The organism is Methanosarcina vacuolata Z-761 (genome assembly GCF_000969905.1).
Lineage (GTDB): Archaea > Halobacteriota > Methanosarcinia > Methanosarcinales > Methanosarcinaceae > Methanosarcina > Methanosarcina vacuolata.
The window spans coordinates 1,718,549-1,743,388 of record NZ_CP009520.1 but is presented as its reverse complement, the minus strand read 5'-3'; the positions used below and the strand labels follow the sequence as shown (position 1 = coordinate 1,743,388).

Genomic DNA, 24,840 nt, shown 5'->3' with positions numbered 1-24,840 from the left:
CTGCAAGCAACTGGGTATTTTTGCGCCATTGTTCTCTTTATGATAGAAATTATTAAAAATCAAATAAGTAATAAAATTTTTACAGAGCCTATACATTATTTACTACTATAAATGATAGTGAATAAATTATTGTTTGGATGGATATTTGACAGCTAGCGCTTTTATTATCCCTAGTATTAACAACAATGTAGATAGGCCTAAAATAAATTGATAATCAAATCTTTGGCCATATACCCCTGCTGCGATTTCACGCATGACTATTAAAATCGTAGCATCGGTTACATATGTAATTCTGATTTCTTCATGTTCGCGAAAATCAGCAAAAGTCTTGAAAAGATCAATGAGAATAAAAATTGTGAGGACACCAGATACTATCTGATCTAAACCGCCTCCAAGAGTCCCGATTAGAATTGATTTGACATTCAGGAGGAGATTTATTACTCCCACAAGTAGCGCCAGTAGCAGTATATAAAGGATGATAATAGTGACTAAATCAATTGTAATTTTAAATATTTTTTTCTGGTTTATCATAAATATTTTATAATGGATGTTCATTTTTACCCCCCTCTATCCGTCTTTCCGCAGATCTCCACTCAAAAGTAGTATTTTTCACAATATTTCCCCATCAACCTTATTATCTTGCCCTTAACTTCATCCATGTTGACAATTTTGGTTATCACCCTTGAATCAACTTCCACTTTTACTTCTGTAATTTTCCTCATCAGCACAAAAGCCCACTTTGAAGTGGGCTTTTGAGTTTGCTTTTTAACCTGATTAGGTATTGTTTCCCCTGTTTCTTTTAGCCTTTTTCTTAGCTTCCATTCCACCATCGAGTAAACCATCAGAGTTAAAACCATTACCATTGATAAAGTTTCAATTCTTTGAGGTTTTTTCAAATCAAATTGCGGGCGGCCACTCCACCCTAAAGGATGGGGTATGCTTCGGGCCGCCCGCCCGGTTACTTGGAGACAGATGATTAAGTATCCTTTAACAAGGTTTCCTTAACATAAGTGATTGAAATTTTGACCCTCGGTTTCCTATCAGATTTGATGTATCTATAAAAGGAAGCTATGGTTTAGATATTCAAAGAGAAATACGAAGAGGCGAGGGTTCACTTCATCCCCAATCTAAAGAATGGGGTATTCGTGACCCTCTGCGCTCCCGTTGTAATAAATTTATATTTTGATTTTTATACAGTTATTATTTGTTGTACGATTTGTTGTACAATGAAATACTATTTCCATTTAGTCTTATTTGTTAACTTTAAGATATCTACTATAGTGCCGGTGTGTATTGGTTAGAGTGTTTAGTTTGACCTTCTATTTTGTGAAATTGTAATAAGTTATGACCTAAATATAATTGTAATAAGTTATGACCTAAATATAATACATTTAAACTTTACTTTCAAAGAAATGCGTTTTTGCCAAAAATTTTCCTTAAAATCAGCATCAAGCGACTTCTCATTTTCGCTTGAATTGTTGATCCTAACTAGTAAATTCACTTTAAAAAATATATTCATTTCGTTTTTATTCGCAAAATGTATATAAACGTAGAACCTAATTTTAGTTCACAATTAAAGTTACAACGCAACAATGTAAAAAACCCACAACTGACCAATACATTAATTTGTTTAGAAGGCCACTCGTATACGATATTTTGAATACGGATTTTTTTGTGGCCATGCAAAATATGTATTTGATCATTTGTTATTCTAGAAAAAATAAAGCTACAGGTACGAAAACTAAAATCTTTCAAAAATTTTGTTAAAGAAATACCTTTCATCCTAACAAAATCGTTATCGGAAGGAATATTCATTTATTAGGCATACACAAACAAAGTCTCTAGATACCGTAAAATCACACACCTTTGAAAGGCAAGTTAAATTTATGTCCCTTGTTGTTATGTGTGGATATCCTCATAATATTCTCATAAAAACCAATGCAGTCTTGAGTTGAAAATCATCTTATCCATACGGGATAGTGAAGAGCCTTTATTCTACACAGGAGTCAAAATTATCGAGATGAAGTGTTTATAAACAAAAAAAATTTAGAAATAAAACAAAAGATGGAATACGAAACAAAGATCCGCTTTCATCTTCTATTTTAAGCTTTTAAGAGTAGATCGGAGTCCCACTGTTTGCAGTTACTTCTTTGAGACCTCTGGCCAGCTTTTTGGCAATCGGACCTGGCTTTCCATCTCCAATCAGTCTTCCATCTACCTTGATAAGCGGAGCCATTTCAGCCAGGGTGCCGGTGACAAATATTTCATCTGCCGTGTAAAGGTCAAATAAGCCCAGGTTTGCTTCGATAGTTTCGTATCCCATCTGGTCCAGAACTTCGATGACTGTAGCTCTGGTTATTCCTTTTAGATTACTGATTGTCAGAGGAGTATAGACCTTACCATTCTTGACAACAAAGATGTTGTCTGCCGAACCTTCGCACACAAAGCCATTCTGGTCCAGGAAAATGGCTTCGTCTCCTCCTTTTTCATTGGCTTCAATCTTTGCCAGTATGTTGTTCAAGTAGTTCAGAGATTTGATATTCGGGGATAGAACGTCAGGTGCATTTCGTCGGACACAGACGCTAACTCCTATAATTCCTGCTTCGTAGCGGTTGCCATACATAGCTCCCCAGCCCTGAGCTATGACAATTATATTTGGTTTTTCACACTTGCGAGGGTCAAGCCCAAGGTCTCCAATTCCCCTTGAGACTACAAGACGGACATAAGCATCTTTGAGGTTGTTTTTCCTCAGGGTTTCAAGAATTACCTCAGTCATCTCATCCTTTGTAAGATAAATATCCATTGCAATTGCCTTTGCTGAGTCATAAAGCCTGTCAACATGTTCCTTTAACTTAAAGACACGTCCGTTATACGCCTTTATACTTTCAAACACTCCGTCGCCATAGAGAAAACCGTGGTCATAGACCGAAACCCTGGCTTCGGACCTGGGGACACAGTCTCCATTAATATAAATCAGTAATTCGCTCATGTATAAACCACCATGTTTGAAGCTTTAATCAAATCTGAACTTAATATATTTTTATACTCTTTTGTCTTACAAATTTATTTCTCCTGATAAGCCTCATTTCTCAAGATAAGCCTCATTTCTCAAGATAAGCCTCATTTCTCAAGATAAGCCTCACTTCTCAAGATAAGCCTCACTTCTCAAGATAAGTCTCACTTCTCAAGATAAGCCTCACTTCTCAAGATAAGCCTCAATTTCCAGCCTTTTCATCTGGACATGGACGTATCCTTTGCTATCAGGCGGATAACTCTTTACAAAAAGAGTTACAAGTTCACTTATAAAATCCTCTTTCAATTCTTGAGGTACCTGCTGTATATAGGGGTGCCAGGTTGAAGCAATCCAGGCAAAAAGTGCACTTTCTCCTTGAAGAGCCATATCTTTTGAGATCAATTCCAAACGCCTAATTGAAAAACCTGCTTCTTTGAGCCATTTACCGTATTCTTCAGGTCCGTAAAAACCATATGGAAATACAAAATCCCTGAAATAAGAACTCCATTTTTCATTTTCAAGCATATAGTCAAGAATTTTGAGGATTTCTGCAGCGTTTCCTCTCCCTCCAAGCTGGGCCAGAAATACTCCGCCGGGTTTGAGGCTTTTCCAAAAACCCTTCAGAGCAGCTTCAGGAGCCGTTATCCAGTGAAGAACAGCATTGGAGAAAACAATATCAAACTCAGAATCAAAAGTAAGTTCACTTGCATTTGCTTGCATAAAAGCAAGGTTTGGAAACTTCTCTTGAGGATAATGATTCCTGGCAAAAGTAATCATCTCTTCAGATAGATCGATTCCTAGAACAGAGCCTTCAGGTAAGCTTTTTGCTACATCAGCACTAAGTTTTCCGTCCCCGCAGCCAACATCCAGAAACCTTTCATTTCCTTTCAAATTCAGCTTTGCAAGAAGTTCAAAACCCCAGTTTTTCTGAGCTGAGGAATTAGAAGAGTAAAGTTTTGGATCCCAGGAATACATAAAAACTATTTGTATTTTCTCTAGATATTTAACAGTTCTGGCTTCATTAGATCAGGAGGTTTTGTGTTAAACGTTAGAAAGTTCATGTGAAAACTTACAGGACTTATACATCAGCGTTAGAACATATATATTAGGGATATGACTTATACATTAGGACTTATACGTTTGAACTAAAAAACGGTAATATAAGCCATTAATCATCTAAAGTGTAAACTTAGATCTTTTTTGCTTTACTTACTATGAGCCTATCCCAAAAGCAATATTATGTTGAAATTATAAATTTACCTTTATGTCATTTCGTGAAATCGATGATGTTCTATGGGAATCCATGGAACCTTATCTTCCTCCACAGAAACCGCCTACAGGAAGGCCACGTGCAAATCTGAGGAAGTTAATGAACGGTATTTTGTATGTTGTTATGACAGGTTGTACGTGGAAAGACGTTCCCAGGAAATATGGATCTAAGTCAACAGTACATAGATTCCATCTATATCTGTGTGAACATGGCATCTATCAGAAGATTTTCAATGAACTTTTAAACAAAGGTTACGATTTGAATAAAATAGATCTTTCTCACTGCTTTACTGATACAAAGGATGTTCCGGCTAAAAAAGGGGGAATATCGGCTACGATGGCCACAAAAAAATAAAAGGAATAAAAATAAGCGTTTTAGTAGATTTGCAAGGTCTGCCTCTCTCGATTATTATTGTTCCTGCAAATAAGAATGATTCTACACTTTATATACCTACACTTAAAAATTTCAATATAAAGAGACCTGTAGGAAGGCCTGTTAACAGGCCTTCCAAAGTAACAGCTGATGCAATGTATGATACAGCTAAAATTAGAAAATATAACAGAAGAAGAGGAATAAAGTCCAATATACCAGTAAATAAAAGAAATAGGAAGAAAAAGAAGAGAGGAAGACCAATAAAAGTAGATCAAGAAGAATACAAAAAGAAAAGCATAGTAGAAAGGTTCTTTAGCTGGATAGAGTCATGCAAGAAAGTATTTCCAAGATATGAAATTAAAGAGACATCATATTTAGGAGTTGTAATGGTAGCAGCAATAATTAGAGTAAATGAGCTTTTGGGATAGGCTCTATATATAAATGCATAATTACGATTAGTAATAAGCAGAAAACTAATTTTTGTTACATATCCAAAAATACTTCTATTATTTTTTCACAATACTAAAATTTTTCAAAAATATTGAACATTTACTCACAATTAAACGTTTTATTCAACTGTGAGATTTATGAGAAATAGAATACCATAGACCATACAGAACACTTATAACAAAAAAGACACCTGCAATGATTAGAAATCCACTAAAACCGAAAACAGTATAGAATGTTCCAAAAATAACATAAAATATTCCAGAAAGAATAATAAGAGCTAACCAGTATGAGTAATACCTGTGATCCATTATTAGTTATATATATACACAGTGTTAAATAGTTTATTATGTTGAGGGGGGGAGAAAGAACGTATCAAAAAAGAACGTATCAAGAGCCGTTTAGAGCAAAACACCATCGCTTCGAGACTTCTTTTTCAATTTAATAAAGCCTTTTAAAACACTTATTTTAATCTCTGCTACTTTTTCCTGAGTCAGACCTGAAACACATTGTTCTACTGCCTGAACCCACCCTTATTAATTGAAGGGAGAAATTCCGGAGCTTACAAGGCTTAAACTTTAGAATAATTGATCAGAGAACATATTCTAAGTGATTTAATCCTGGAATTTTTAAACACCAGCAGCCGCGCCTATGAGAAAAGCTAAAAGACAGGAATGGGTATAGCTTACCTTCCACAGATAGAGAATATCTTTACTAATTTAACAGTTGAGGAAAACCTTAAAATCGCTGGTTATATTCTTGAAAATGGAGAATACAGGGATCAGCTGGATTTAGCCCTTGAAGTATTTCCTGAACTTACAACGAAGCTAAAACAGAAAGGAGGTACATTGAACGGCGGTGAAAGACAGTTTCTTGCAATAGCTTCAGCCCTTATAAAGAAGGCAGAACTTCTCATACTCGATGAACCTACAGCCATGCTTTCACCGAGATTTGCAAACGATACATTTCAGAAAATTCTGGAGCTAAAAGAAACGTTCGGACTTACGGTGCTTATAGTTGAACAGAATGTCAAAAAAGCACTGGAGATAAGCGATAATGCGTACATGTTGATGAATGGAAGGATCGTTTTCGAAGGAAAATCCGAAGAATTACTCGGCCATGAAAAGTTTGAGAATTTCTGCATGGGAATTTAACTGATCGGTTTTGATTGCTCCCTAAACTACTATTCTCATTTTGAAAGCATTATCTCATAAGTTCGACCAACTATTATACTTATATAATACTTCTATAACAAAAAACGGAGCTCATGTGTATGGAATACTATCTGAAGGACAGCACCCTTATAATCAAAGGAGATTTCGAAACCGTGAGCACGGGCTTAAACGGCGGCCGTGCACGGGTAAAGTATCTTTTCAACAAACAGGTTCCAAGAACCTTTAATCCACCAGACCCAAGAGAATTCGTAAAAGAAGAAGCCCTGAAATTGAGTTTTGAAGGGGCTTACTTCGGCCTTCTTACAGCTGTAAAAATGGAGTACCTTCAGGTAATAGAAAATGACTATATGACAGCTTTCATAACTGCTGGCGTGAGCAATGGTTCAGAATTCAGGGCAAAAGTAGGAACCATAAATATAATTCTGATCTCAAAAGTAAGGCTATCCGAGACAGCTCTTCTCGGAGCGATAATCACAGCCACAGAAGCAAAAGGGCTTGCTTTGCTTGAGAAAGGCTACACTTTCCTGGGCACCAATACGGATGCAGTGATTGTTGCTTATGAAATTGACTCAAACCCTGGCCTGGAAAATGAAGAAAGAAAGGAAATTCCTTACGCGGGTTCAAGCACGGATTTTGGAAGAAAGATTACTGAAGCCGTTATAAAAGGAGTAAAAGTAGGGCTTGAGCTACGGGGAGAATAAAATATAAAAATTTTTTTGTTGATCATAAACCGAGAAGATGTAAGATAGGCAAACTATCTTACATAGACAAACTATCTTACTTTGTCAGCTCTCGCTTGAAAAGACAGAACACCAAAAACAGAGTGAAAATCAAGTTTATTGAGGCAAGTTCTGGCATAGCTTTAGCTTTATCCATGCTATCCGTAACTGCTGTTTTGTTTTGAGTTTCTCCTTTTGCTGTAGTCTTATTCTTTTCTGACATAGAGAGATTTTCTTCATCATATATATCTCCGGCTTCAGAGATTGAGTTAGAAGAATTATTGGATGTTATATTCGCAAGTGAATTATTATACTTTAAGAGTAACGAGCCAGAACTGGAACTGGTTCTCTTTTTATTACCAATGTTCTCGTTCTCATCTGAATTTATACGAATTTTTCCTGAAATCGAATATTTAAGCCGAGGGAGAAAATCTTCAATTATCTTTTCTTCGTCTTCACTTGCCCAATGTAATGCAATGTTTACATTAGATAAATATTGATTCTTATTAAGAAATACATTTGTTGTCCCGTAAAGGAACTTTCCTTCAGAAGAGATATACTTAAAGGCAGTTACAGAACAATTTCCGTAATTTAGCATATAAAAATCATATAAATCACTACAATTATAATTTCCACACTCATCAGTGCTTCCAAACCCTCGAATATAGCTTTCTTCAATTATAATGTTCGTGTTAGAAATGTCTATGTTTTTATCCTGTATGTTAGAAAAAACGCTTCCTGACAGTGAATATCTAAGTAAAGGAAAGAAACTCTCAATTATCGTTTCTTCATCTTCACTTGCCCAGTCTAGTGAGATGTTAGCGTTATATGTACTTATATCCCTCTCAAGAGAGACGTTTGTTGTTCCATAAAGGAACTTTTCCTCAAAAGGAACATACTTAAAAGCAGTTAGAGAATAATTTCCGTGCTCTAACCAATTGTCATCATCAAACCTATAATTCCCGTACTCATTATATCTTCCGAATTTTAGACTGTCATTTTTTTTGGCTACAATACATGTATTAGAGAAATTTATAGTTTCATTTTGAATATTAGAAGAAATGTTTCCATACAGATAGCGGAATTCATAATTTAGAAGAAAATCTTTAATGAGATTTTCTTCATCTTCACTTGCCCAGTCTAATGTGATGTTAACATTAGATAAGTTTTGAACATTTTTTAAAAATACGTTTGTTGTTCCAAACAAATACTTTCCCTCAGAAGGAACATACTTAAAGGCAATTAGAGAATAGTCCCCGTAATTTAATCCATAATCTAAATCACCATAATTATAATTTCCAAAGATATCACCTTTTGTAAGTCCTTTTAACGTACCATTGGCTCGGATTATGATATTTGCATTGGAAACATCCAGGGTTCCACTTTGAATATTAGAAGAAATGCTTCCCGAGAAAGAATATATAAGATTTAAAAGAAAATTTTCAATTATTTTTTCTTCATCTTCACTTGCCCAGTCTAATGTGATATTAACATCAGATACTTCTTCATTATTGTGAAGGGATACACTTTTCGTTCCAAACAAGTACTTTCCCTCAGAAGAAATATATTTAAAAGCAGTTAAAGAATAGTCACCACATTCTAACCAATCAGCAATAGAGTACTCGTCGAGCTTATAGTTTCCATAGTCATCCGATTTTCTAACCGCACAGCCGTTATTTTTCGGGACTGCAATATTTGCATTAGAGACGTTAACAGATTCATTTTGAAAATCAGAAAAAAGTTTTCCTGAAATTGAATATTCATACAAATAAAAGAAACTTTCAATTATTCTTTCCTCATCTTTACTTGCCCAGTCTAGAGAAATATTAACATCCGATTCCTTTTCATTATAATTAAAGGTCACATTCGTTGTACCAAACAAGAATTTTTCCTCAGAAGGGATGTACTTAAAAGCAGTTATGGAATAATTTCCATACCTTAAGTCAGAACCCTCATATAATTCGTCTGGATTATATAACTCCCCGTAATAATAATTTCCAAAGATATCACTCTTTGTATGTCCCCTTATAGCATTTCCCTGGATTACTATTTGTGTATTAGAAACATTTACAATTTGATTCTGAACATTAGAAAAAACGCTTCCTGACAGAGAATATCTAAGCAAAGGAAAGAAACTTTCAATTATCTTTTCTTCATCTTCACTTGCCCAATCTAATGTAATATCAACATTAGGTACTTGTTGATTTTTATTAAGGGATATATTTGCTGTTCCAAACAAATACTTTCCTTCAGAAGAAACATACTTAAAAGCAGTTAAAGAATAACTACCATGTTCTAGCCAAATGTCAGAGCTTATGTTCCCAAACTTATAATTTCCATACTCATCACTTTTTCCAAGTCCTTTTATACCATTACCTTGGATTACGATGTATGTATTAGAGAGATTCATAATTTCACTTTGAATACCGGAAAGGAGATTTCCTGATATTGAGTAAGATTCCTGAAGATCGGATGAAATAGTAGTAACAGAGTCTTCAGCAATACCCATTGAATATACTGGACTGGGAATTAAAAGAAGTAAACTTACGAATGTAAAGTACCTTGAACACTTCAATATAACCACCGAGAAAACATAAACAGATTGTAGAATTTACAGTAGTTAGTTAAAATATAGTTCATTGTACTTATACTGTATTAAATAAAATAATAAGTTTTCAAATTGAAAAAGTTGTCAATTAATACTTCTTTCTTAGACTGAGAGGCTATGAGAACTTTCCAAAAAATGAAGTTAACTATGAAAAACAAGCATGCATAAGAACAAAAGAACAAAAGGGTAAAAATATCGTAGAATTAACATATAAAGAAAGGTGCAGAAAACTGAAAGTAAAAAAACAATACTAAAATGACATATTAAAAACTAATTTTAAAAACAGATCATGAAAAGTAAAGTATTATAAGGTGAGTATGGCAGCGATCCAGAGTTCCCGAAGGCTCGCACACTTCAGTACAGTAAGGAACGCGGGCAGGCTTATCTACTGTGTTCGGGATGGGTACAGGAGTTACACTGCCGCTATGGCCGCCAGACTCAACCTATAAGTGGGATTATGAAATAAAGTCATGTATAGTGCTGCATACTGAATTTCGCCTGGACTTGATTAGGAAAGGAACGGATGGTTAGTTAACGCGGACTGAACACCTCGTTGCCTTGGTGCTTACATCCCGTTTCTATCAAACCGGTCTTTTACCGGAATCCTTAATGAGGTCTCTTTTTAGGTTAGATTTCGAGCTTAGATGCATTCAGCTCTTATTCCGAAGCGCGTAGCTGCCCGGCGATGCCTTGTCAGACAAACGGTACACCAGTGGCGCCGCTGCTTGGTTCCTCTCGTACTAAAAGCAGCTTACCCGCAGACCTCGAACACCTCTAGTAGATAGTAACCGACCTGTCTCACGACGGTCTAAACCCAGCTCACGATCTCCTTTAATAGGCGAACAACCTCACCCTTGGCCGCTGCTGCACGGCCAGGATGGAAAGAACCGACATCGAGGTAGCAAGCTGCCGGGTCGATATGTACTCTTGCCGGCAACGACTCAATTATCCCCGGGGTAACTTTTCTGTCATTTTTGGCCCCCACCAAGGAGGCTCAAAAGTTCGCTAGAGCCGACTTTCGTCTCGTCATCCACTGCTATGCTGAATAACGTCAGGCTGACTTATGCTCTTGCACTCTTCAGTGAGTTTCCGACCCACTTGAGTCAACCATTGCGCGCCCTTGATATCTTTTCAAGGGCGTCCCGCCCCAGGCAAACTGCCCACCTATCGGGGTCCTCTTCGCAGAGTTAGGGTCGTAGTCCCAGAAGGGTAGTGTCCCAATTGCGGCTCCACGGATGCTGGCGCACCCGCTTCGATGCCTCCTACCTACACTGTACATCCAGAACCACAACCCAACGACAGGCTGCAGTAAAGCTCCACGGGGTCTTCACTTCCCCCTAGAGGTCTCTAGACTGTGCACTAGAATGTAAGCTTCACCGGATTCCAGTTAGGGACAGTAGGGCTCTCATTGATCCATTCATGCAAGTCGCCAATTAAGCGACAAGGTACTACGCTACCTTAAGAGGGTCATAGTTACCCCCGCTGTTTACAGGCCCTTCTTCCCGTTGAAACGGGGTTTCAGGTACCTGCACTGAGCAGGATTCAGAGATTGTACTAGCCCTTACGGGTTTGCAATCTCCTATGTTGGTATTAGACAGTTAGAGCCCCCTGGTCACTGCGACCTGCTGTCTTCACAGCAGGCACTCCTTATCCCGAAGTTACGGAGCTAATTTGCCGAATTCCCTTAACTGAAGTACTCCGACACGCCTTAGCCTTTTCAGCTAGGGGCACCAGTGTCAGATCTTGGTACGGACATTTAGCGGCCTTTTCACGGGTCCCTGGGTGCAGCCGACTTTAGCCATTACAGATTCGCCCGCTTCTCGCCATTACGGCTCTCCACGGGGTTCGCTGCTTAGACGGCGCGACGACGCCGCTCGGCCTGCCCTGAGACGTCAGACGGATTGCTAAATGGTACAGGAATATTAACCTGTTTCCCTTTCGGCGTACTCGAATTACGGTACGTCTTAGGACCGACTAACCCTCGGCTGACGATCATTGCCGAGGAAACCTGGCCCCTTCGGCGGCAGGGATTCTCACCCTGCTTTGCTGCTACTATTACCAGGATTTTCGTTTGCGAACGGTCCACAGGACTTTACAGCCCTGCTTCAGCCCGAACGCAACGCCTTCCTACGAGATTACCTTGCGGTACTCCGTGGTATCGGTGGTCGACTTGAGCCCCGTCAATTTTCGGGGCCCCAAACCTCGACTGGTGAGCTGTTACGCACTCTTTGAAGGGTAGCTGCTTCTAAGCTAACCTTCCAGCTGTCTTGGGCTTGGGACGCCCTTTAGTATTAACACTTAGTCGACACTTGGGGACCTTAACCACGGGCTGGGTTGTCTCCCTTACGGACTACAAGCTTACCCCAGCAGTCCGGACTCCGACTTTCTACAATGACGGTGGGTTTGGAGTTTGACAGGCGGGCGAGGGGTTTCCCCCCCGGAACCGCTAATCAGTGCTCTACTCCACCGACGATCTCCAGTCAGGTCATGCTGCGACATGTTTTGGAAGGAACCAGCGGATGCCGGGTTAGATTAGCATTTCACTACGAGACGCAGGTCACACGAATGATTTGCAGATCAATACCGCTTGCGGTCCTCCACGTAGCTTTCGCCACGCTTCAACCTGCCCACGCCTAGATCACCCGGCTTCGGGTCTTACCCCAGTGACTCCACGCACTTGTATACGTCGTGCCTCGCCCGAAGGGCTGCGCACATGTTGCTTTCGCTTCGGCTGCCCAAATATAAGGTTAGCCATTGCCACTGAGATAAACTCCCTGGCCCGTTCTTCAAAACGTAAGATACGACACTGGCAGTGATATTCGTACAACATTCTCGCGAATGTTTCCTTCATATCAGAGTTCCTTTCATGCCATATCGTTCTATCACTATCAGGTTTCAGGCACTTTGCACCTCCCTTCTCGGGGTACTTTTCAGCGTTCGGTCACCCTACTATTTCGCTATCGGTCTCAAGTAGTATTTAGTTTTGGAGGTTGGTGCCCCCCAGATTCCCGCACGATATCCAACGCACGGTACTCAGGGACATGTTCCGGTCTTTTGGTTTACACATACGTGACTGTCACACTCTACGGTCTGCCGTTTCAGGCAAGTTCTGTTTAGCCGCCGGACGTTTGAACAGCCCTACAACACCACATTTCCCTGTGAAGGGATTCGGTTTGAACTGTGCCGTTTTCACTCGCCGTTACTCACGGTATCTCGGTTGATTTCTTTTCCTGCTCCTACTAAGATGTTTCAATTCGGAGCGTTCCCGATCATTACTGATCACTATGGAGAGGTCCCATTCGGAAATCCCGGGTTCATTGGCTCCTTGCACCTACCCCGGGCTTATCGCAGCTTGGCACGTCCTTCATCAGCTCTTGAGCCGAGCCATCCACCTGATAGCATAATTCCTGTGTATCCTAACCAGGTCCAGAAAGCGTCCAGTATACAGCACCTATACATGACTTCATGTACCTGCGTGTCAACGCAGGCAATCCGCCCTTCCCCGAAAATTTACTTTCCGAGTGCACAAAAATGGACTTGCTGGGATTCGAACCCAGGGCCTCTGCCTTGCAAAGGCAGCGATCTTCCATCTGATCTACAAGCCCTAGAGAGACTAGAGATCCACAGCGGATCTCAGGGGTGAGGATTTTGTTCGGTTTATCGGCATCTGGGCAGTGGGTTTTTTTGCTTAGGAGGTGATCCAGCCGCAGATTCCCCTACGGCTACCTTGTTACGACTTAACCCCCCTTGCAAAGCACAGGTTCGAACACGACACAGAGTTCGTGCCCTCACCCATACCTCACTCGGGTGGTTTGACGGGCGGTGTGTGCAAGGAGCAGGGACGTATTCACCGCGCTATATTGAAACGCGATTACTACGGATTCCAGCTTCACGAGGGCGAGTTACAGCCCTCGATCCGAACTAAGGATGGGTTTGTGAGATTACCAGCCCTTTTCAGGGGAGGGGCCCATTGTCCCATTCATTGTAGCCCGCGTGTAGCCCGGGAAATTCGGGGCATACTGACCTACCGTAGCCCGCACCTTCCTCCGATTTAACACCGGCGGTCCCCACAGAGTACCCATCATCCCGGAGGACATGCTGGTAACAGTGGGCACGGGTCTCGCTCGTTGCCTGACTTAACAGGATGCTTCACAGTACGAACTGGCGACGGCCATGCACCTCCTCTCAGCGATTCAGGCAAGGTCTTCAGCCTGGCCTACATATTGCTGTCGTCCCCGGTGAGTTGTCCGGCGTTGAGTCCAATTAAACCGCAGGCTCCACCCGTTGTTGTGCTCCCCCGCCAATTCCTTTAAGTTTCAGCCTTGCGGCCGTACTTCCCAGGTGGCTCGCTTCACGGCTTCCCTGCGGCACCAGACACGGTCGCGCCATGCCTGACACCTAGCGAGCATCGTTTACGGCTGGGACTACCCGGGTATCTAATCCGGTTCGTGCCCCCAGCTTTCGTCCCTCACCGTCGAACCCGTTCTGGTAAGACGCCTTCGCCACAGGTGGTCCCACAGGGATTACAAGATTTCACTCCTACCCCTGTAGTACCTCTTACCTCTCCCGGTTCCAAGTCTGGCAGTATCCCCCGAAAGCCTAACAGTTGAGCTGTCAGATTTCCCGGAGGACTGACCAAACCGGCTACGGACCCTTTAGACCCAATAATCACGATCACCACTCGGGCCGCCGGTGTTACCGCGGCGGCTGGCACCGGTCTTGCCCGGCCCTTGCTAACAGGTGTATTTTACACACCTGGACAGCCAGCATATGATGCTAGCACTCGGTGTCCCCTTATCACGGTTTCCCGCATTGTAAAGTTTTCGCGCCTGCTGCGCCCCGTAGGGCCTGGATTCATGTCTCAGAATCCATCTCCGGGCTCTTGCTCTCACAACCCGTACCCGTTGTAGGCTAGTAGGTACATTACACCCACTACTACCTGATAGGCCGCAGACCCATCCTTGGGCAGACGAATCCATTTTACGCATAAAGCATTCCAGCATATGTGCGTTATCCGGAATTATCCCCAGTTTCCCGGGGTTATGCCGGACCCAAGGGCAGGTTATCCACGTGTTACTGAGCAGTACGCCATGTTCACGAAGAACATATGACTCGCATGGCTTAGGCGAACACCGATAGCAGTAACCTCTGGCAGGATCAACCAGAATTGTTAATGTATCGCACACTTCAAAATAAAGGTCTTGGTCGCAGAAACTTGCACTAACAACTATCAATTCAGTTATTTCAGTTTCGCGATGATATGTTATGAAAACTCTCACCGCCCAGAATTAACCGAACCGACAAAATCCTCGTCAGTCAGGAAACAACTCCTGACTCCATTAAAAGATGAAAGAGATTTGTGATTTGTATCTACGCAATCAGTTTGCGCAGGGTCATATACAAGGTATTTCTTGTATATAAAGCTTTGTGTTATTCACCTCGACACAATCGCTTGTGTGAGGGATGTATACAAGACATTTCTTGTATATAAAGCTTTACTCTCAGGCAATTTTTTACTCTGAGATCCGTAGCAAAATGAAAAATTTGCTTGAATCTATAGAGATACTGCCATTATAACCTTACATTATAGTAAGAGAGTCGAATGCTCACAATTTTGCCTTTTGTGAGGGATATATAGAAGGAATTTTTCCTATATAAAGGTTTTGTTTGAATAATTTTTGACCATAGATTTTTCCGCAAAAAATGATTTTTGCAAAAATCTATAGATTTAAGGATTACTGACCTTCTTAGATCAGGGATCCTCTAAATGCATTACTGATATATATATCTTTCGAGAAAATGCTTTCAGACAAACTAAACTAAAGGCTGAAAGATATATTTTTTCCAAAAGAGATTAAGTTAAGAAAGAAAAGATAAGATAAAATATAGTTATTATTAAAGTGCAGGATTTTATTTTGAAAGTTATTGACTGCTTTTCATTACAAATTATTTTCTGAAAATTAACTTAACCTGCCAAAAAATTAAGAGCCACATACTGTTATAAAAACTCTTTTAGTATTAACAATTGTACAGATTTTCAAACTATATCTGATTTAAAAGAAAATTCATAAAAACTGGACATTAAGAGTAACAAGGCCCCTCAATAAAGAAAATTACAGCCTGAAGTTCAGTATTAGAACCTTAAACTTGCTCAGTGAGTTTTATATATATAGGATTCCAATTAAATTAAGAGGAGTTAGGAGTCCCTTTAAGAAATTGGGAAGAATTTGGGATTTTATACCTGTTTGGATCTCGCGTAGTTGTATCTGTGAAAAAAAGGAGAATGTTAAATACCAAAATAAGATCAAGATATAAGATCAAGATCAATCTCAGGAGAAGTTTGGTTTTTAACCCGATTTTTACCCCTGTAAATACTCAGGGATTATTTGCTCCTCAAATGCCAAAATGGAGGTTAGACATTTGATAGATATAGATCCCAGTGGCATTCTGGTTCGTTACAACGTAAAAATGGAAAAGGAAATGACACCAGAAGAGGCTGCAGAAGAACTTTACCCAAAGGATTCAATGATTTATCCGATTGCAAAGGCCATCTTTGAAGGCGAAGAGGATGATGTTGTTGAGGGGTTGGAAAAGGCTATCAGTTCCGGAAAAGACCCGATCTCCCTTATTAATGACGCATTGATGGTTGGAATGGGAGTAGTCTCTAGGCTTTATGATGAGGGAGTTATTTTCCTGCCAAACGTCATGATGTCTGCTGATGCCATGTTGGAAGGTATCGAATACGTTAAGCAGAAAGCAGGAAAATCACCTGAAACCAAAGGAAAAATCGTTTGTCACGTTGCAGAAGGTGACGTGCACGATATCGGAAAGAACATTGTGGCCGCACTACTGAGAGCAGCCGGCTATGATGTAGTGGATCTTGGAAGAGATGTCCCTGTGGACGAAGTAATAGCTGCCGTGGAGAAAGAAAAGCCCCTCATGCTTACAGGTACAGCCCTCATGACAACGACTATGTATGCATTCAAGGAAGTTAATGACAAACTTCTGGAGAAAGGCTACAGGATTCCATTCGCATGCGGCGGTGGTGCTGTCAACCAGGACTTCGTGTCAGAGTATGAGCTTGGCGTGTACGGTGAGGAAGCAGCCGATGCCGCGAAAATAGCCGATTTCATCAAGGCAAATGGAGACAACATTGTGAAACTGAGGGAGAAATTCCATAGACACTGAGGAGATGGAGTAATGGCAGTAACAAGATGTACTAAAATGGCTTATGCAAGCGCAGATGACATGGTTTTCGGAAAAGCTGTCACGCCAGTTAAAACAGGGCTGGGACTTGAAATCGGTGCCGGTTACACAACTCCCGAAGTAAACTATGCCCCAAGACCTGAAGCAGGAGCATCCAAAGAAAAGCTCATAAAGGAATACGAAAGGATCACTACCGACATTATGGCAAGGATGGTTCAAATCGGAGCTCCAGCTGTCGTGCTTGAAACCGAACATGTTCAGCAGATGTCCAATCACCCTGATTGGGGAGCAGCCGTTGCACACGCCCAGAAAACTATCATGGAAGATTACCATGATGAATACGGCATAAAGTGCGCACTCCGCCACACCATTGGTGACATCCGCGAGACCAGAGACTTCCTCGCTCTCAGAGGAGACAAGTACAGCGTCTTTATGGAGGCATTCGAACAGTGTGCCCAGAACGGTGCTGATATGCTTGCAGTAGAGTCAATGGGTGGAAAAGAAGTATTTGACTATGCAATCCTCAGGAACGACATGGCCGGAGTACTTTACGGCATAGGTGTTCTCGGCAGCATAGATATGGAAATGATCTGGCAAGACATCGCATCAGTTGCAAAAAAGAATAATGTAATAGCATCAGGTGACACAGACTGTGCCCAGGCAAACACTGCGATGTTCATTGCAGGCGGGCTGCTGGACAAGAACCTCGCCCACACACTTGCAATCATTGCAAGGACGATTTCTGCCGCAAGATCTCTCGTTGCTTACGAAGCCGGTGCAGTCGGCCCTGGAAAGGACTGTGGTTACGAAAATACCATTGTAAAATCCATTGCAGGTGTCCCGATAGCTCAGGAAGGTAAAACTTCAACCTGTGCTCACTCCGACCTGATGGGTAACATTGTCATGCAGTGCTGCGACCTCTGGTCCAATGAATCTGTTGAGTATCACGGCGAATTCGGCGGTACCACAGTTCAGTGTTGGGGAGAAACCTTAGCTTATGACTGTGCCCTAATGAATGTTGCTCTTGATTCAGGTAATGAAAAAATACTCAGGGACATGTTCGTAGCTTCGGATATATACAGAGACGCACAGGGCTATGTACTCGCATACCCGAACGCCTACAGAGTAGGACAGGCAATTGCAAAAGACGGAAATGATATTTACCTCCGTGCCAAGAACGCCGCTATCGAATGCATTAATATTGTCGAAGAAGGAGCAAGGGGTAAACTCGAGCTCTCCAGATTCGAAGCTAAAGCCCTTGCAGACGCAAAGGCCGCTTTTGAGGCCCTCACCGACGACAAAGAAAAGTTCATGAGTGACTGCCTTACAAAGTATAAACAGGAAGTCAAAGTATTCAAGCCGGAGAACTACGACCTCTAATAAGGCAATTCTCCTTTTTCCTTTTTTAAAATCCCGAGTGTAGTTTTCTGGTTTTCTTGATAAATTTAGAGTGTAGTTTTTTGGTTTCCTGATATATTTATATAGAAATATTTAGTACTGGCCGACTCATTTAGCACTGAAGGTTTTTCTGTTAAGCAGCAACAGTTGAGTGAACACTATATAGTTGTGATTGTACAAATTAACACTTAATTTACTCAAGATCTACAATTATGAAGGACACGAAAAAACCGGTCAAAACAATTACAATAAGAATATATAATCAAGAAATAGACTGCTTGAGAGAAAGAAGTGAACGAGATCCCGTCCTCCCTGGATGGGATACGAGCAGCACATATAACATATTAAAAAATTGAAAATGACAATAAAAAATGTTAATAAAAATTAGTGAAAAATTCGTAAAAAAATAATAGAAAAATTAGTTAAATTCGTTTTTCTGTGTGAGTATTCAAGCGTAGTATTCGTCTCTTGCCTCGACCATCGCTTTAATGTGGAAAAGCGGAGTCATAGGTGCAATTCCGCAGCCAGGCGCCAGTACATCTACACCTTCGGAAATCGCTTTTTTCGATTCTTCTTTTATCTTATCGACAGGACCAGGAAGCAGAACAAAAGGACTTGAGATATTTCCTACGAGCCTTGCTCTATCCCCAAGCACTTCCTTAGCCTTCTTAATACTGCCAACTTTTTCTTCAACGCTCAAACCTTCGAAACCGCAATCTGCCATATAGTTAAGGATAGGGGACACACTTCCACATATATGCAGTACCGTAACAGAATTTACGTTTGAGGAAAACTTCTGCAACCTTGACTGGAGATCATTTTTAAAAGATTCTGGACTCAGCAGGTCAGGAGATGCTACAGGATCGGCAACGGAGATGATGTCTGCTCCTGCAACAACCATTGAATTTGCATACGCTATTGTGGCATCAGTTGCGAAATCCAGTACCTGATGTAACAGATCAGGCTTTTTAATAGACCATTTCATAAAGGACTTTACACTCGCCAGATCGGAAGCAAGAGTAATAGGTCCTTCCATTCCTCCTATAATAGGTACATCTGGCCCTACTTTTTCCCTTATAAGTTTGATTGAATCAAGTACAGCCCTGATTCTCCCCATATCAAGCAGGTTCTCAGGCATTTCCATGCCTTCAAGGTCTTTGGTATAGGGATGTGCAGTAACTGAAGGCTGCCTGTTTTTGGTTCCCATATTAACCTCACAGCCCATAGCTTCGGCAAGCACAGTCAGGCAATATGGAACTCTTACAGCTTCAAGCCCGCTTAATTCATAGTTTGCAATCGCAAGCTTCGCCATTTTTTCAGGATCAGAATGAGCCTCCGGCCAGGGAGCCCCAACTTCATCCATTAATTCAACGATTCCTGTCTGGGTTACAGAACAGACCGGCACTTTGTCAACTTCTTTTCCTTCAAGCGCGTTTAAAAGTCTCTCCTTAAGTGTCATCTTACTCATAATTATCTCCCCATGTTAAGTTTCAATTTGTAAGCTTTTGATCTTTTGAATTTTCTACGACATTCTCGTATGCTACTGATCTTTCAGATATAACTTATAGTCATCTAACCCTTTGAGGCATATCAAAATTCTTAGAGTTTCCGTCAAAGGCAAGTAATCACCTTCGGAAACTTAAATCCCCATGCCCAGATTAGCTGATTCCCAGATTAGCTGGTATGATCTGAGCCGGTTTCCCGGATTGCCTCTTCCTGTTTCATTCTTTTCTCCTAAGAGAAGAAGTCCGCAGGTTTTTGTCCCACTATCCGTAGGAAAAACGTGTTTGGGTATGAAATAATTTTGCTTATCAAATATTATTTGAAAGTTGGATTTGTTTCATATTTAGTTACAATATTTAGTTACAATATATAGTTACAATATTTAGTTACAAATATAGAAATCCGGATAAAACAAGATCGTTAGCCATCGCCATTAAAATTCAACTTACAGATTTCTTTAAATGAATTTTCATTGATTATTGGCAATTGATTGCACTTTTTCGTTGTCTACCAGTCAGTTATTAAACTCTTTGTTTTCATCAAAATCGATATCAATTAACTTTGATGATAGGCTTAATAGTTATGTTTAAATAATATAAAACAAATTTTACAAAAATTTTGATATATTGTTAAGTGTTAAAAGCGTTTTCATTTATTTGTTGACATTATTCAAAGAAAATTGTGTTTATTTTCAAAAATGTATATTTAATGTTTTAAAATGTGATGATTTTTAATATAAAAAACAAGTTATAATTTAAAAAAAATAAAGGACTTGATGATATGGAGAATCTTCACGGAGTACTGGAGAGACAAAATATTGCTTATTTTTCAATGGAGATAGGTCTTCGTAGTGAAATTTCGACCTATGCAGGGGGATTAGGGGGTCTTGCAGGTGATGTTATCCGCTCAGCCGCGGATCTGAATATCCCACTGGTAGCAGTAACACTGGTAAGCAATAAAGGCTATTTTAGACAGATTCTTGATCCTGAAGGAAATCAAACAGAACATGCTGATGAGTGGGATCCTTCGCGTTTTATGACTCTTTGCGAAGAAGAGGTAAAAGTAAAAATTCAGAATAGAGACGTTAAACTCAGAGCCTGGACTTATACTTACAAGAGCCATATAGAAGGCTGCGTGCCGATAATTTTTCTAGATACAAATGTTGAAGGAAATGAATCGGAAGACCGCAAGATTACGGATTTTCTATATGGAGGCGATCAACGCTATAGACTCAAGTAGGAGATAGTACTCGGAATCGGGGGAGTACGAATGCTTAATGCTCTTGGGTTCAAAGTCAGAAAGTACCATATGAATGAAGGGCATTCAAGCTTACTTGCTCTAGAACTTTTGAAGCAAAACAGCTTAGACCCAAATAAAGTAAAGGAACTTTGTATCTTTACTACCCATACTCCAGTAGAAGCAGGGCATGATAAATTTGATTATGGGCTTGTAGGAGATCTAATCCAGGATAAAAACGATGTTGAGATCCTTCGCAAGTATGGAGGGCAAAACTACTTTGATACAAGCATTTTTGCTATGAACTTGTCGAACTATATCAATGGCGTTACAAAAAGACACAGCCAGATCTCAAGTGCACTTTACCCTGGCTACAAAATTCATGCCATTACAAATGGTGTTCATTCCTATACATGGACTTCCCCTTATTTCAGGAAGCTTTATGATCGCTATCTTCCGGATTGGGAGAATGAACCCGAACTTCTGATAAGAGTCGGAGAAATTCCAGACACTGAACTCTGGGAAGCACATTGGAATGCAAAAAGAAATCTGATCGACGAAGTGAACAAAAAAACAGGTATAGGTATGGATTATGATACTCTTACAATAGGCTTTTCACGGCGTATGACATCATATAAGCGTCCAACTTTAATTCTTTCTGATCTTGAGATGCTCAGGAATATAAATAAAAGAGGCAAAATTCAGCTTATTTTTGCAGGTAAAGCTCATCCTAATGATGAAGCCGGAAAACAAATTATAAGGGATATTTATAAAGTGATGAAAACACTTCGTGACGAAATAAAAATTGCATTTCTGGAAAATTACAATATGGATCTTGCTGCAAAAATGGTTTCTGGAGTTGATGTCTGGCTTAATACTCCTAACTGTCCCTACGAAGCATCAGGTACAAGTGGTATGAAAGCTGCCCATAACGGAGTAGTGAATCTTAGCGTTCTTGATGGCTGGTGGATTGAGGGGTGGATTGAAGATGTGACAGGTTGGTCTATTGGGCCCAAACCAGATGAAAAAATTTCTATAGAAGAAACAAGACTTGCTGAGCTCAAAGATCTCTATTACAAACTCTACTACATCGTCGTCCCTATGTACTACGAACAACAAGACGAATGGTTCAAGCTAATCAATAATTCAATAGGTATGATAGCATCTTATTTTAACAGTCATAGGATGATGAGGTATTATGTCACAGAAGCTTATCTTTAAAAATCTTTAAAATCTAACTGGGCTCAATTTAGAAGAAACTTAAACTGACTAATAATAGTCGTAAAAGTAGCTAATGGTTATCCATCGAAAAGATTTCAGCGCAAAATTGGCTCTTCGTTGTTTTGTGAGGGGTTGAAAATAATTGATCAGTTACAAAGTAATAGGCCAAACAGAGAAACATCAAGCTTGAATGTGATTTTCAACCGTAAATGTTTTCTAAATTTTATAAATGTTACTTTGGCATTTAAGAGATAAGTGTAAGTTACTCACTCGAAACAGCGAAGAGCCAAGTTTTCTCTGGTTTATACAAGTTTTACAGTAGTGTGCAATTTTTCCAAAACTAACCTATGTCCTTACAAAGATAACTCTAAAAACAAAGATTATGCACAAATTTAAATAAAATTTGTATATGTTGTCTGAAAACTCTTCAGTTATTGAATGTACAAAGTTTTATACTATCAAGCCTGTATAGACTGGTATCCTTTATGAACTAGTAACATATCTTAATTAATCTTCTAATAATCCTTTGACTTTATTACTGAATTTTTGAGTGATGGATTTTGAGCGAGCTTGAGAATCTGACAAATCTTGCAAAAAATGCAGCCGAAAAAATCCGGAAATACAGATTTGTGCGCGTAGTCTCACATAATGATGCTGATGGGCTGACCTCAGCCGGGATAATGGCACAGGCTCTGCTGCGGGCAGGCATTTGTTTCCAGCTTTCGATAGCTGGAAGGCTGGATGAAGCTGTTATTGAAGACGTGAACAAGAGCATCTCCAGGAATGACCTTGTCATTTTTTGCGATATGGGCAGCGGGCAACCTGAACTTATTGAGAAGGTGGAAGCTGATGTTATAGTGCTTGACCACCACCAGCCTGTAGGGCAATCTCCAGCAAAAGCCGTTGTAAATGCCCATCTGGTTGGAATCGACGGAGCAACTGATATCTCAGCTTCTGGCACCTGCTATCTTGTAGCCAGAGAACTGGCAGCCGATAACGTTGACCTTGCAGGGCTGGCCCTTGCAGGTGCAATTGGAGATAAGCAACTTTTTCACACGGCCAATGCCTTCATCCTGGAGGAAGCCTTAAAAGCAGGGGTCGTTTCTATTCGGAAGGGGCTCAAAGTAGGAGATGGAGACCTTGTAGACGTGCTCGCATACAGTACTGAACCTTTTCTGGATATAACCGGTTACCCTGAGAAAGTTACAGAATTTTTGAACCAGCTCGGGCTTTCAGGAAAGATTGAAAACCTGTCTGAAGAGGAAATCTCAAGGCTTGCCAATGCTGTCGCCCTGAAACTTGTCAGGCAAGCAAGCCCGGAAGCTATTGAGGCTGTTATAGGAGAAGTTTTGCTTCTGAATCGGGAGCTTGTAAGAAACGTTTACGATTTTATCTCCATCCTTGACACATGCGGAAAGCAGAAAATCTACGGGCTGGCTATTTCTCTTTGCCTGAAAGACCAGGAGAGTATTAATGAAGCCATCTCTTTAAATAAAGAGCATAAGAAGAAACTTACACTGAACGCCAGAGAAAACGTAGAAAAAATTAGCAAAGGGGAGAATCTCTGGTATGTTGTTACTGCTGATGCCATTTCTACCGGGAACCTTGCAAGCACGGTCGTCCGTTACCTTCACCCCGAACTTCCTTTTATTTGCATAAATGAATCCGAAGGAATCCTGAAAGTCTCGGCAAGAGGAACCCGTGAACTTGTCTCAAAGGGACTTGACCTTGCTTTTGCCCTTAGAGAAGCTGCAGGTGCAGTTGGTGGAAGAGGAGGCGGGCACAGTGTAGCTTCCGGGGCTTCAATCCCTCTTGGAAGTGTAGAGGAGTTCCTTAGCATTGCAGACCGAATAATAGGTGACCAGCTCCAGAAGACCGGAGCAAAAAATCAAAAAAGATAAAGATAATAAGATGGAAAAGCGATGGGAGTGCTTATGAAAATTACAGGTACAATTGAATTTCCGGATCCTGAATCAAGAAAATCCGCTGCGAGAATTCTGCAAGCTCTTTCTCCGGATAACCTTAGAAGCATGGAAAGTGAAATCAGTAATGATAAAGTTGCTGTCCATTTTCACTCTGAAAAAATAGGCTCTCTTCTTGCAACGGTTGATGATTTTCTCATGAATGTTAAAATTGGAGAAGGAATCGAAGAAACTATGAAAAAAGGGGATAAAGTCCAGGAAAGCTAATTTACTTACAAATTTTCTTTCTTTTCTTTTCTTTTCTTTCCTTTTCTTTCTTTTCCTTTATTCTCTTTCCTTTATTCTCTTTCCTTTTCTACACACCTTTTTCTCTTTTACCTCACATTTCGACCCCCTTCTCAAAAATACGGTGATTTTTGCAACAACTGAATAAACTACTTGAATCAGCTGTGGGCACATGCTCAACAAAATCAATGATTTTGGCTTGAATCCCACAATTTGTTGTATCCTGAAATGATTTCGCAGATTCAAAACTATTTGGAAGTTAATATACGATACAACAGCAAGCGACTCAAAAAATTAAACTTGATTAAATTACAATTCCATTTTGATACTATAGAATAATCACGTAAAATGAACCAAATTCGAAGTTGAATTAAAATGGTGAGTCATTTGTACGCGATATATAACTGCAATAAAAGAAATTTAAACAGCGAAATAATTTTGGGATAAAATAATGAGTTTTTTCAA

15 protein-coding genes, 1 tRNA gene, 3 rRNA genes and 1 pseudogene are annotated in these 24,840 nt (G+C 40.2%); 10 read left to right on the top strand and 10 right to left on the bottom strand.

Annotated features, from left to right (window positions below; genetic code table 11):
• Positions 1 to 126: 126 nt before the first annotated feature.
• The 4 genes and pseudogenes from MSVAZ_RS07270 to MSVAZ_RS07255 form a co-directional block, all read right to left on the bottom strand.
• Positions 127 to 555: a phosphate-starvation-inducible PsiE family protein gene (locus MSVAZ_RS07270; RefSeq protein WP_231592520.1), complete on the bottom strand. Its 429-nt coding sequence runs from the start codon at positions 553 to 555 to the stop codon at positions 127 to 129.
• Positions 556 to 593: 38 nt separating this feature from the next.
• Positions 594 to 896 (bottom strand): annotated as a pseudogene (locus MSVAZ_RS07265) (IS1634 family transposase); the annotation flags it as partial.
• Between the two features lie 1,214 nt (positions 897 to 2,110).
• Positions 2,111 to 2,989 (bottom strand): branched-chain-amino-acid transaminase, encoded by an 879-nt coding sequence (gene ilvE, locus MSVAZ_RS07260; RefSeq protein WP_048119777.1) that lies wholly within the window; start codon positions 2,987 to 2,989, stop codon positions 2,111 to 2,113.
• A 207-nt stretch (positions 2,990 to 3,196) separates the two neighbouring features.
• Positions 3,197 to 3,988, bottom strand: a complete 792-nt coding sequence (locus MSVAZ_RS07255) for a class I SAM-dependent methyltransferase (protein ID WP_048119776.1) — start codon at positions 3,986 to 3,988, stop codon at positions 3,197 to 3,199.
• A gap of 289 nt (positions 3,989 to 4,277) precedes the next feature.
• Between MSVAZ_RS07255 and MSVAZ_RS07250 the strand changes: the two genes are divergently transcribed.
• The 4 genes from MSVAZ_RS07250 to MSVAZ_RS07235 all read left to right on the top strand — a co-directional run bounded on the left by MSVAZ_RS07250 (position 4,278) and on the right by MSVAZ_RS07235 (position 6,978).
• On the top strand, positions 4,278 to 4,637 hold the full coding sequence (locus MSVAZ_RS07250) for a transposase (RefSeq protein WP_048119490.1): 360 nt from the start codon (positions 4,278 to 4,280) through the stop codon (positions 4,635 to 4,637).
• 29 nt (positions 4,638 to 4,666) lie between these two features.
• The gene (locus MSVAZ_RS07245; protein WP_232316102.1) at positions 4,667 to 5,083 is read left to right on the top strand and encodes a transposase; all 417 of its coding nucleotides are present in this window, start codon (positions 4,667 to 4,669) and stop codon (positions 5,081 to 5,083) included.
• Positions 5,084 to 5,776: 693 nt separating this feature from the next.
• Entirely contained in the window at positions 5,777 to 6,256 is a 480-nt protein-coding gene (locus MSVAZ_RS07240) for an ATP-binding cassette domain-containing protein (protein WP_048119775.1), read from the top strand.
• Between the two features lie 119 nt (positions 6,257 to 6,375).
• The gene (locus MSVAZ_RS07235; protein ID WP_048119773.1) at positions 6,376 to 6,978 is read left to right on the top strand and encodes an adenosylcobinamide amidohydrolase; all 603 of its coding nucleotides are present in this window, start codon (positions 6,376 to 6,378) and stop codon (positions 6,976 to 6,978) included.
• A 76-nt stretch (positions 6,979 to 7,054) separates the two neighbouring features.
• On the opposite strand, the gene MSVAZ_RS07230 is transcribed toward MSVAZ_RS07235, so the two are convergent.
• The 5 genes from MSVAZ_RS07230 to MSVAZ_RS07210 all read right to left on the bottom strand — a co-directional run bounded on the left by MSVAZ_RS07230 (position 7,055) and on the right by MSVAZ_RS07210 (position 14,772).
• A complete protein-coding gene (locus MSVAZ_RS07230; RefSeq protein ID WP_048119771.1) occupies positions 7,055 to 9,571 on the bottom strand; it encodes a hypothetical protein in 2,517 nt (838 codons plus the stop codon).
• Between the two features lie 348 nt (positions 9,572 to 9,919).
• A 5S ribosomal RNA gene (gene rrf, locus MSVAZ_RS07225) occupies positions 9,920 to 10,041 on the bottom strand.
• Between the two features lie 71 nt (positions 10,042 to 10,112).
• Positions 10,113 to 13,020: ribosomal RNA gene (locus tag MSVAZ_RS07220) — 23S ribosomal RNA — on the bottom strand.
• Between the two features lie 116 nt (positions 13,021 to 13,136).
• Positions 13,137 to 13,209 (bottom strand) — tRNA-Ala (locus tag MSVAZ_RS07215).
• Between the two features lie 85 nt (positions 13,210 to 13,294).
• Positions 13,295 to 14,772 (bottom strand): 16S ribosomal RNA (locus MSVAZ_RS07210).
• Together the 16S, 23S and 5S rRNA genes with 1 tRNA gene alongside form the textbook arrangement of a ribosomal RNA operon.
• A gap of 1,237 nt (positions 14,773 to 16,009) precedes the next feature.
• Here MSVAZ_RS07210 and mtaC point away from each other — a divergent pair.
• Together mtaC and mtaB are read left to right on the top strand one after the other, a co-directional pair.
• Positions 16,010 to 16,792 (top strand): methanol--corrinoid protein MtaC, encoded by a 783-nt coding sequence (gene mtaC, locus MSVAZ_RS07205; RefSeq protein WP_197078850.1) that lies wholly within the window; start codon positions 16,010 to 16,012, stop codon positions 16,790 to 16,792.
• Positions 16,793 to 16,804: 12 nt separating this feature from the next.
• Positions 16,805 to 18,190 (top strand): methanol--corrinoid protein co-methyltransferase MtaB, encoded by a 1,386-nt coding sequence (gene mtaB, locus MSVAZ_RS07200; RefSeq protein WP_048119766.1) that lies wholly within the window; start codon positions 16,805 to 16,807, stop codon positions 18,188 to 18,190.
• 466 nt (positions 18,191 to 18,656) lie between these two features.
• On the opposite strand, the gene mtaA is transcribed toward mtaB, so the two are convergent.
• On the bottom strand, positions 18,657 to 19,676 hold the full coding sequence (gene mtaA, locus MSVAZ_RS07195) for a methylcobamide:CoM methyltransferase MtaA (RefSeq protein WP_048119765.1): 1,020 nt from the start codon (positions 19,674 to 19,676) through the stop codon (positions 18,657 to 18,659).
• An 815-nt stretch (positions 19,677 to 20,491) separates the two neighbouring features.
• Between mtaA and MSVAZ_RS21685 the strand changes: the two genes are divergently transcribed.
• The 4 genes from MSVAZ_RS21685 (at position 20,492) to MSVAZ_RS07180 (ending at position 24,357) form a co-directional block, all read left to right on the top strand.
• On the top strand, positions 20,492 to 20,950 hold the full coding sequence (locus MSVAZ_RS21685) for a glycogen/starch/alpha-glucan phosphorylase (protein WP_332310041.1): 459 nt from the start codon (positions 20,492 to 20,494) through the stop codon (positions 20,948 to 20,950).
• Positions 20,951 to 20,953: 3 nt separating this feature from the next.
• Entirely contained in the window at positions 20,954 to 22,168 is a 1,215-nt protein-coding gene (gene glgP, locus MSVAZ_RS07190) for an alpha-glucan family phosphorylase (protein WP_332310046.1), read from the top strand.
• A 560-nt stretch (positions 22,169 to 22,728) separates the two neighbouring features.
• Positions 22,729 to 24,069, top strand: coding sequence for a DHH family phosphoesterase (locus MSVAZ_RS07185; RefSeq protein ID WP_048119763.1), 1,341 nt, complete (start codon positions 22,729 to 22,731; stop codon positions 24,067 to 24,069).
• Between the two features lie 33 nt (positions 24,070 to 24,102).
• On the top strand, positions 24,103 to 24,357 hold the full coding sequence (locus MSVAZ_RS07180; protein ID WP_048123785.1) for a KEOPS complex subunit Pcc1: 255 nt from the start codon (positions 24,103 to 24,105) through the stop codon (positions 24,355 to 24,357).
• Positions 24,358 to 24,840: the final 483 nt, after the last annotated feature.

Excerpts from the sequence above, each read along its gene's own strand:
- MSVAZ_RS07270 (WP_231592520.1), bottom strand. The coding sequence starts at position 555 with ATGAACATCCATTATAAAATATTTATGATAAACCAGAAAAAAATATTT.
- ilvE (WP_048119777.1), bottom strand. The coding sequence starts at position 2,989 with ATGAGCGAATTACTGATTTATATTAATGGAGACTGTGTCCCCAGGTCC.
- MSVAZ_RS07255 (WP_048119776.1), bottom strand. The coding sequence starts at position 3,988 with ATGTATTCCTGGGATCCAAAACTTTACTCTTCTAATTCCTCAGCTCAG.
- MSVAZ_RS07250 (WP_048119490.1), top strand. The coding sequence starts at position 4,278 with ATGTCATTTCGTGAAATCGATGATGTTCTATGGGAATCCATGGAACCT.
- MSVAZ_RS07240 (WP_048119775.1), top strand. The coding sequence starts at position 5,777 with ATGGGTATAGCTTACCTTCCACAGATAGAGAATATCTTTACTAATTTA.
- MSVAZ_RS07235 (WP_048119773.1), top strand. The coding sequence starts at position 6,376 with ATGGAATACTATCTGAAGGACAGCACCCTTATAATCAAAGGAGATTTC.
- mtaC (WP_197078850.1), top strand. The coding sequence starts at position 16,010 with ATGGAGGTTAGACATTTGATAGATATAGATCCCAGTGGCATTCTGGTT.
- mtaB (WP_048119766.1), top strand. The coding sequence starts at position 16,805 with ATGGCAGTAACAAGATGTACTAAAATGGCTTATGCAAGCGCAGATGAC.
- mtaA (WP_048119765.1), bottom strand. The coding sequence starts at position 19,676 with ATGAGTAAGATGACACTTAAGGAGAGACTTTTAAACGCGCTTGAAGGA.
- MSVAZ_RS21685 (WP_332310041.1), top strand. The coding sequence starts at position 20,492 with ATGGAGAATCTTCACGGAGTACTGGAGAGACAAAATATTGCTTATTTT.
- MSVAZ_RS07180 (WP_048123785.1), top strand. The coding sequence starts at position 24,103 with ATGAAAATTACAGGTACAATTGAATTTCCGGATCCTGAATCAAGAAAA.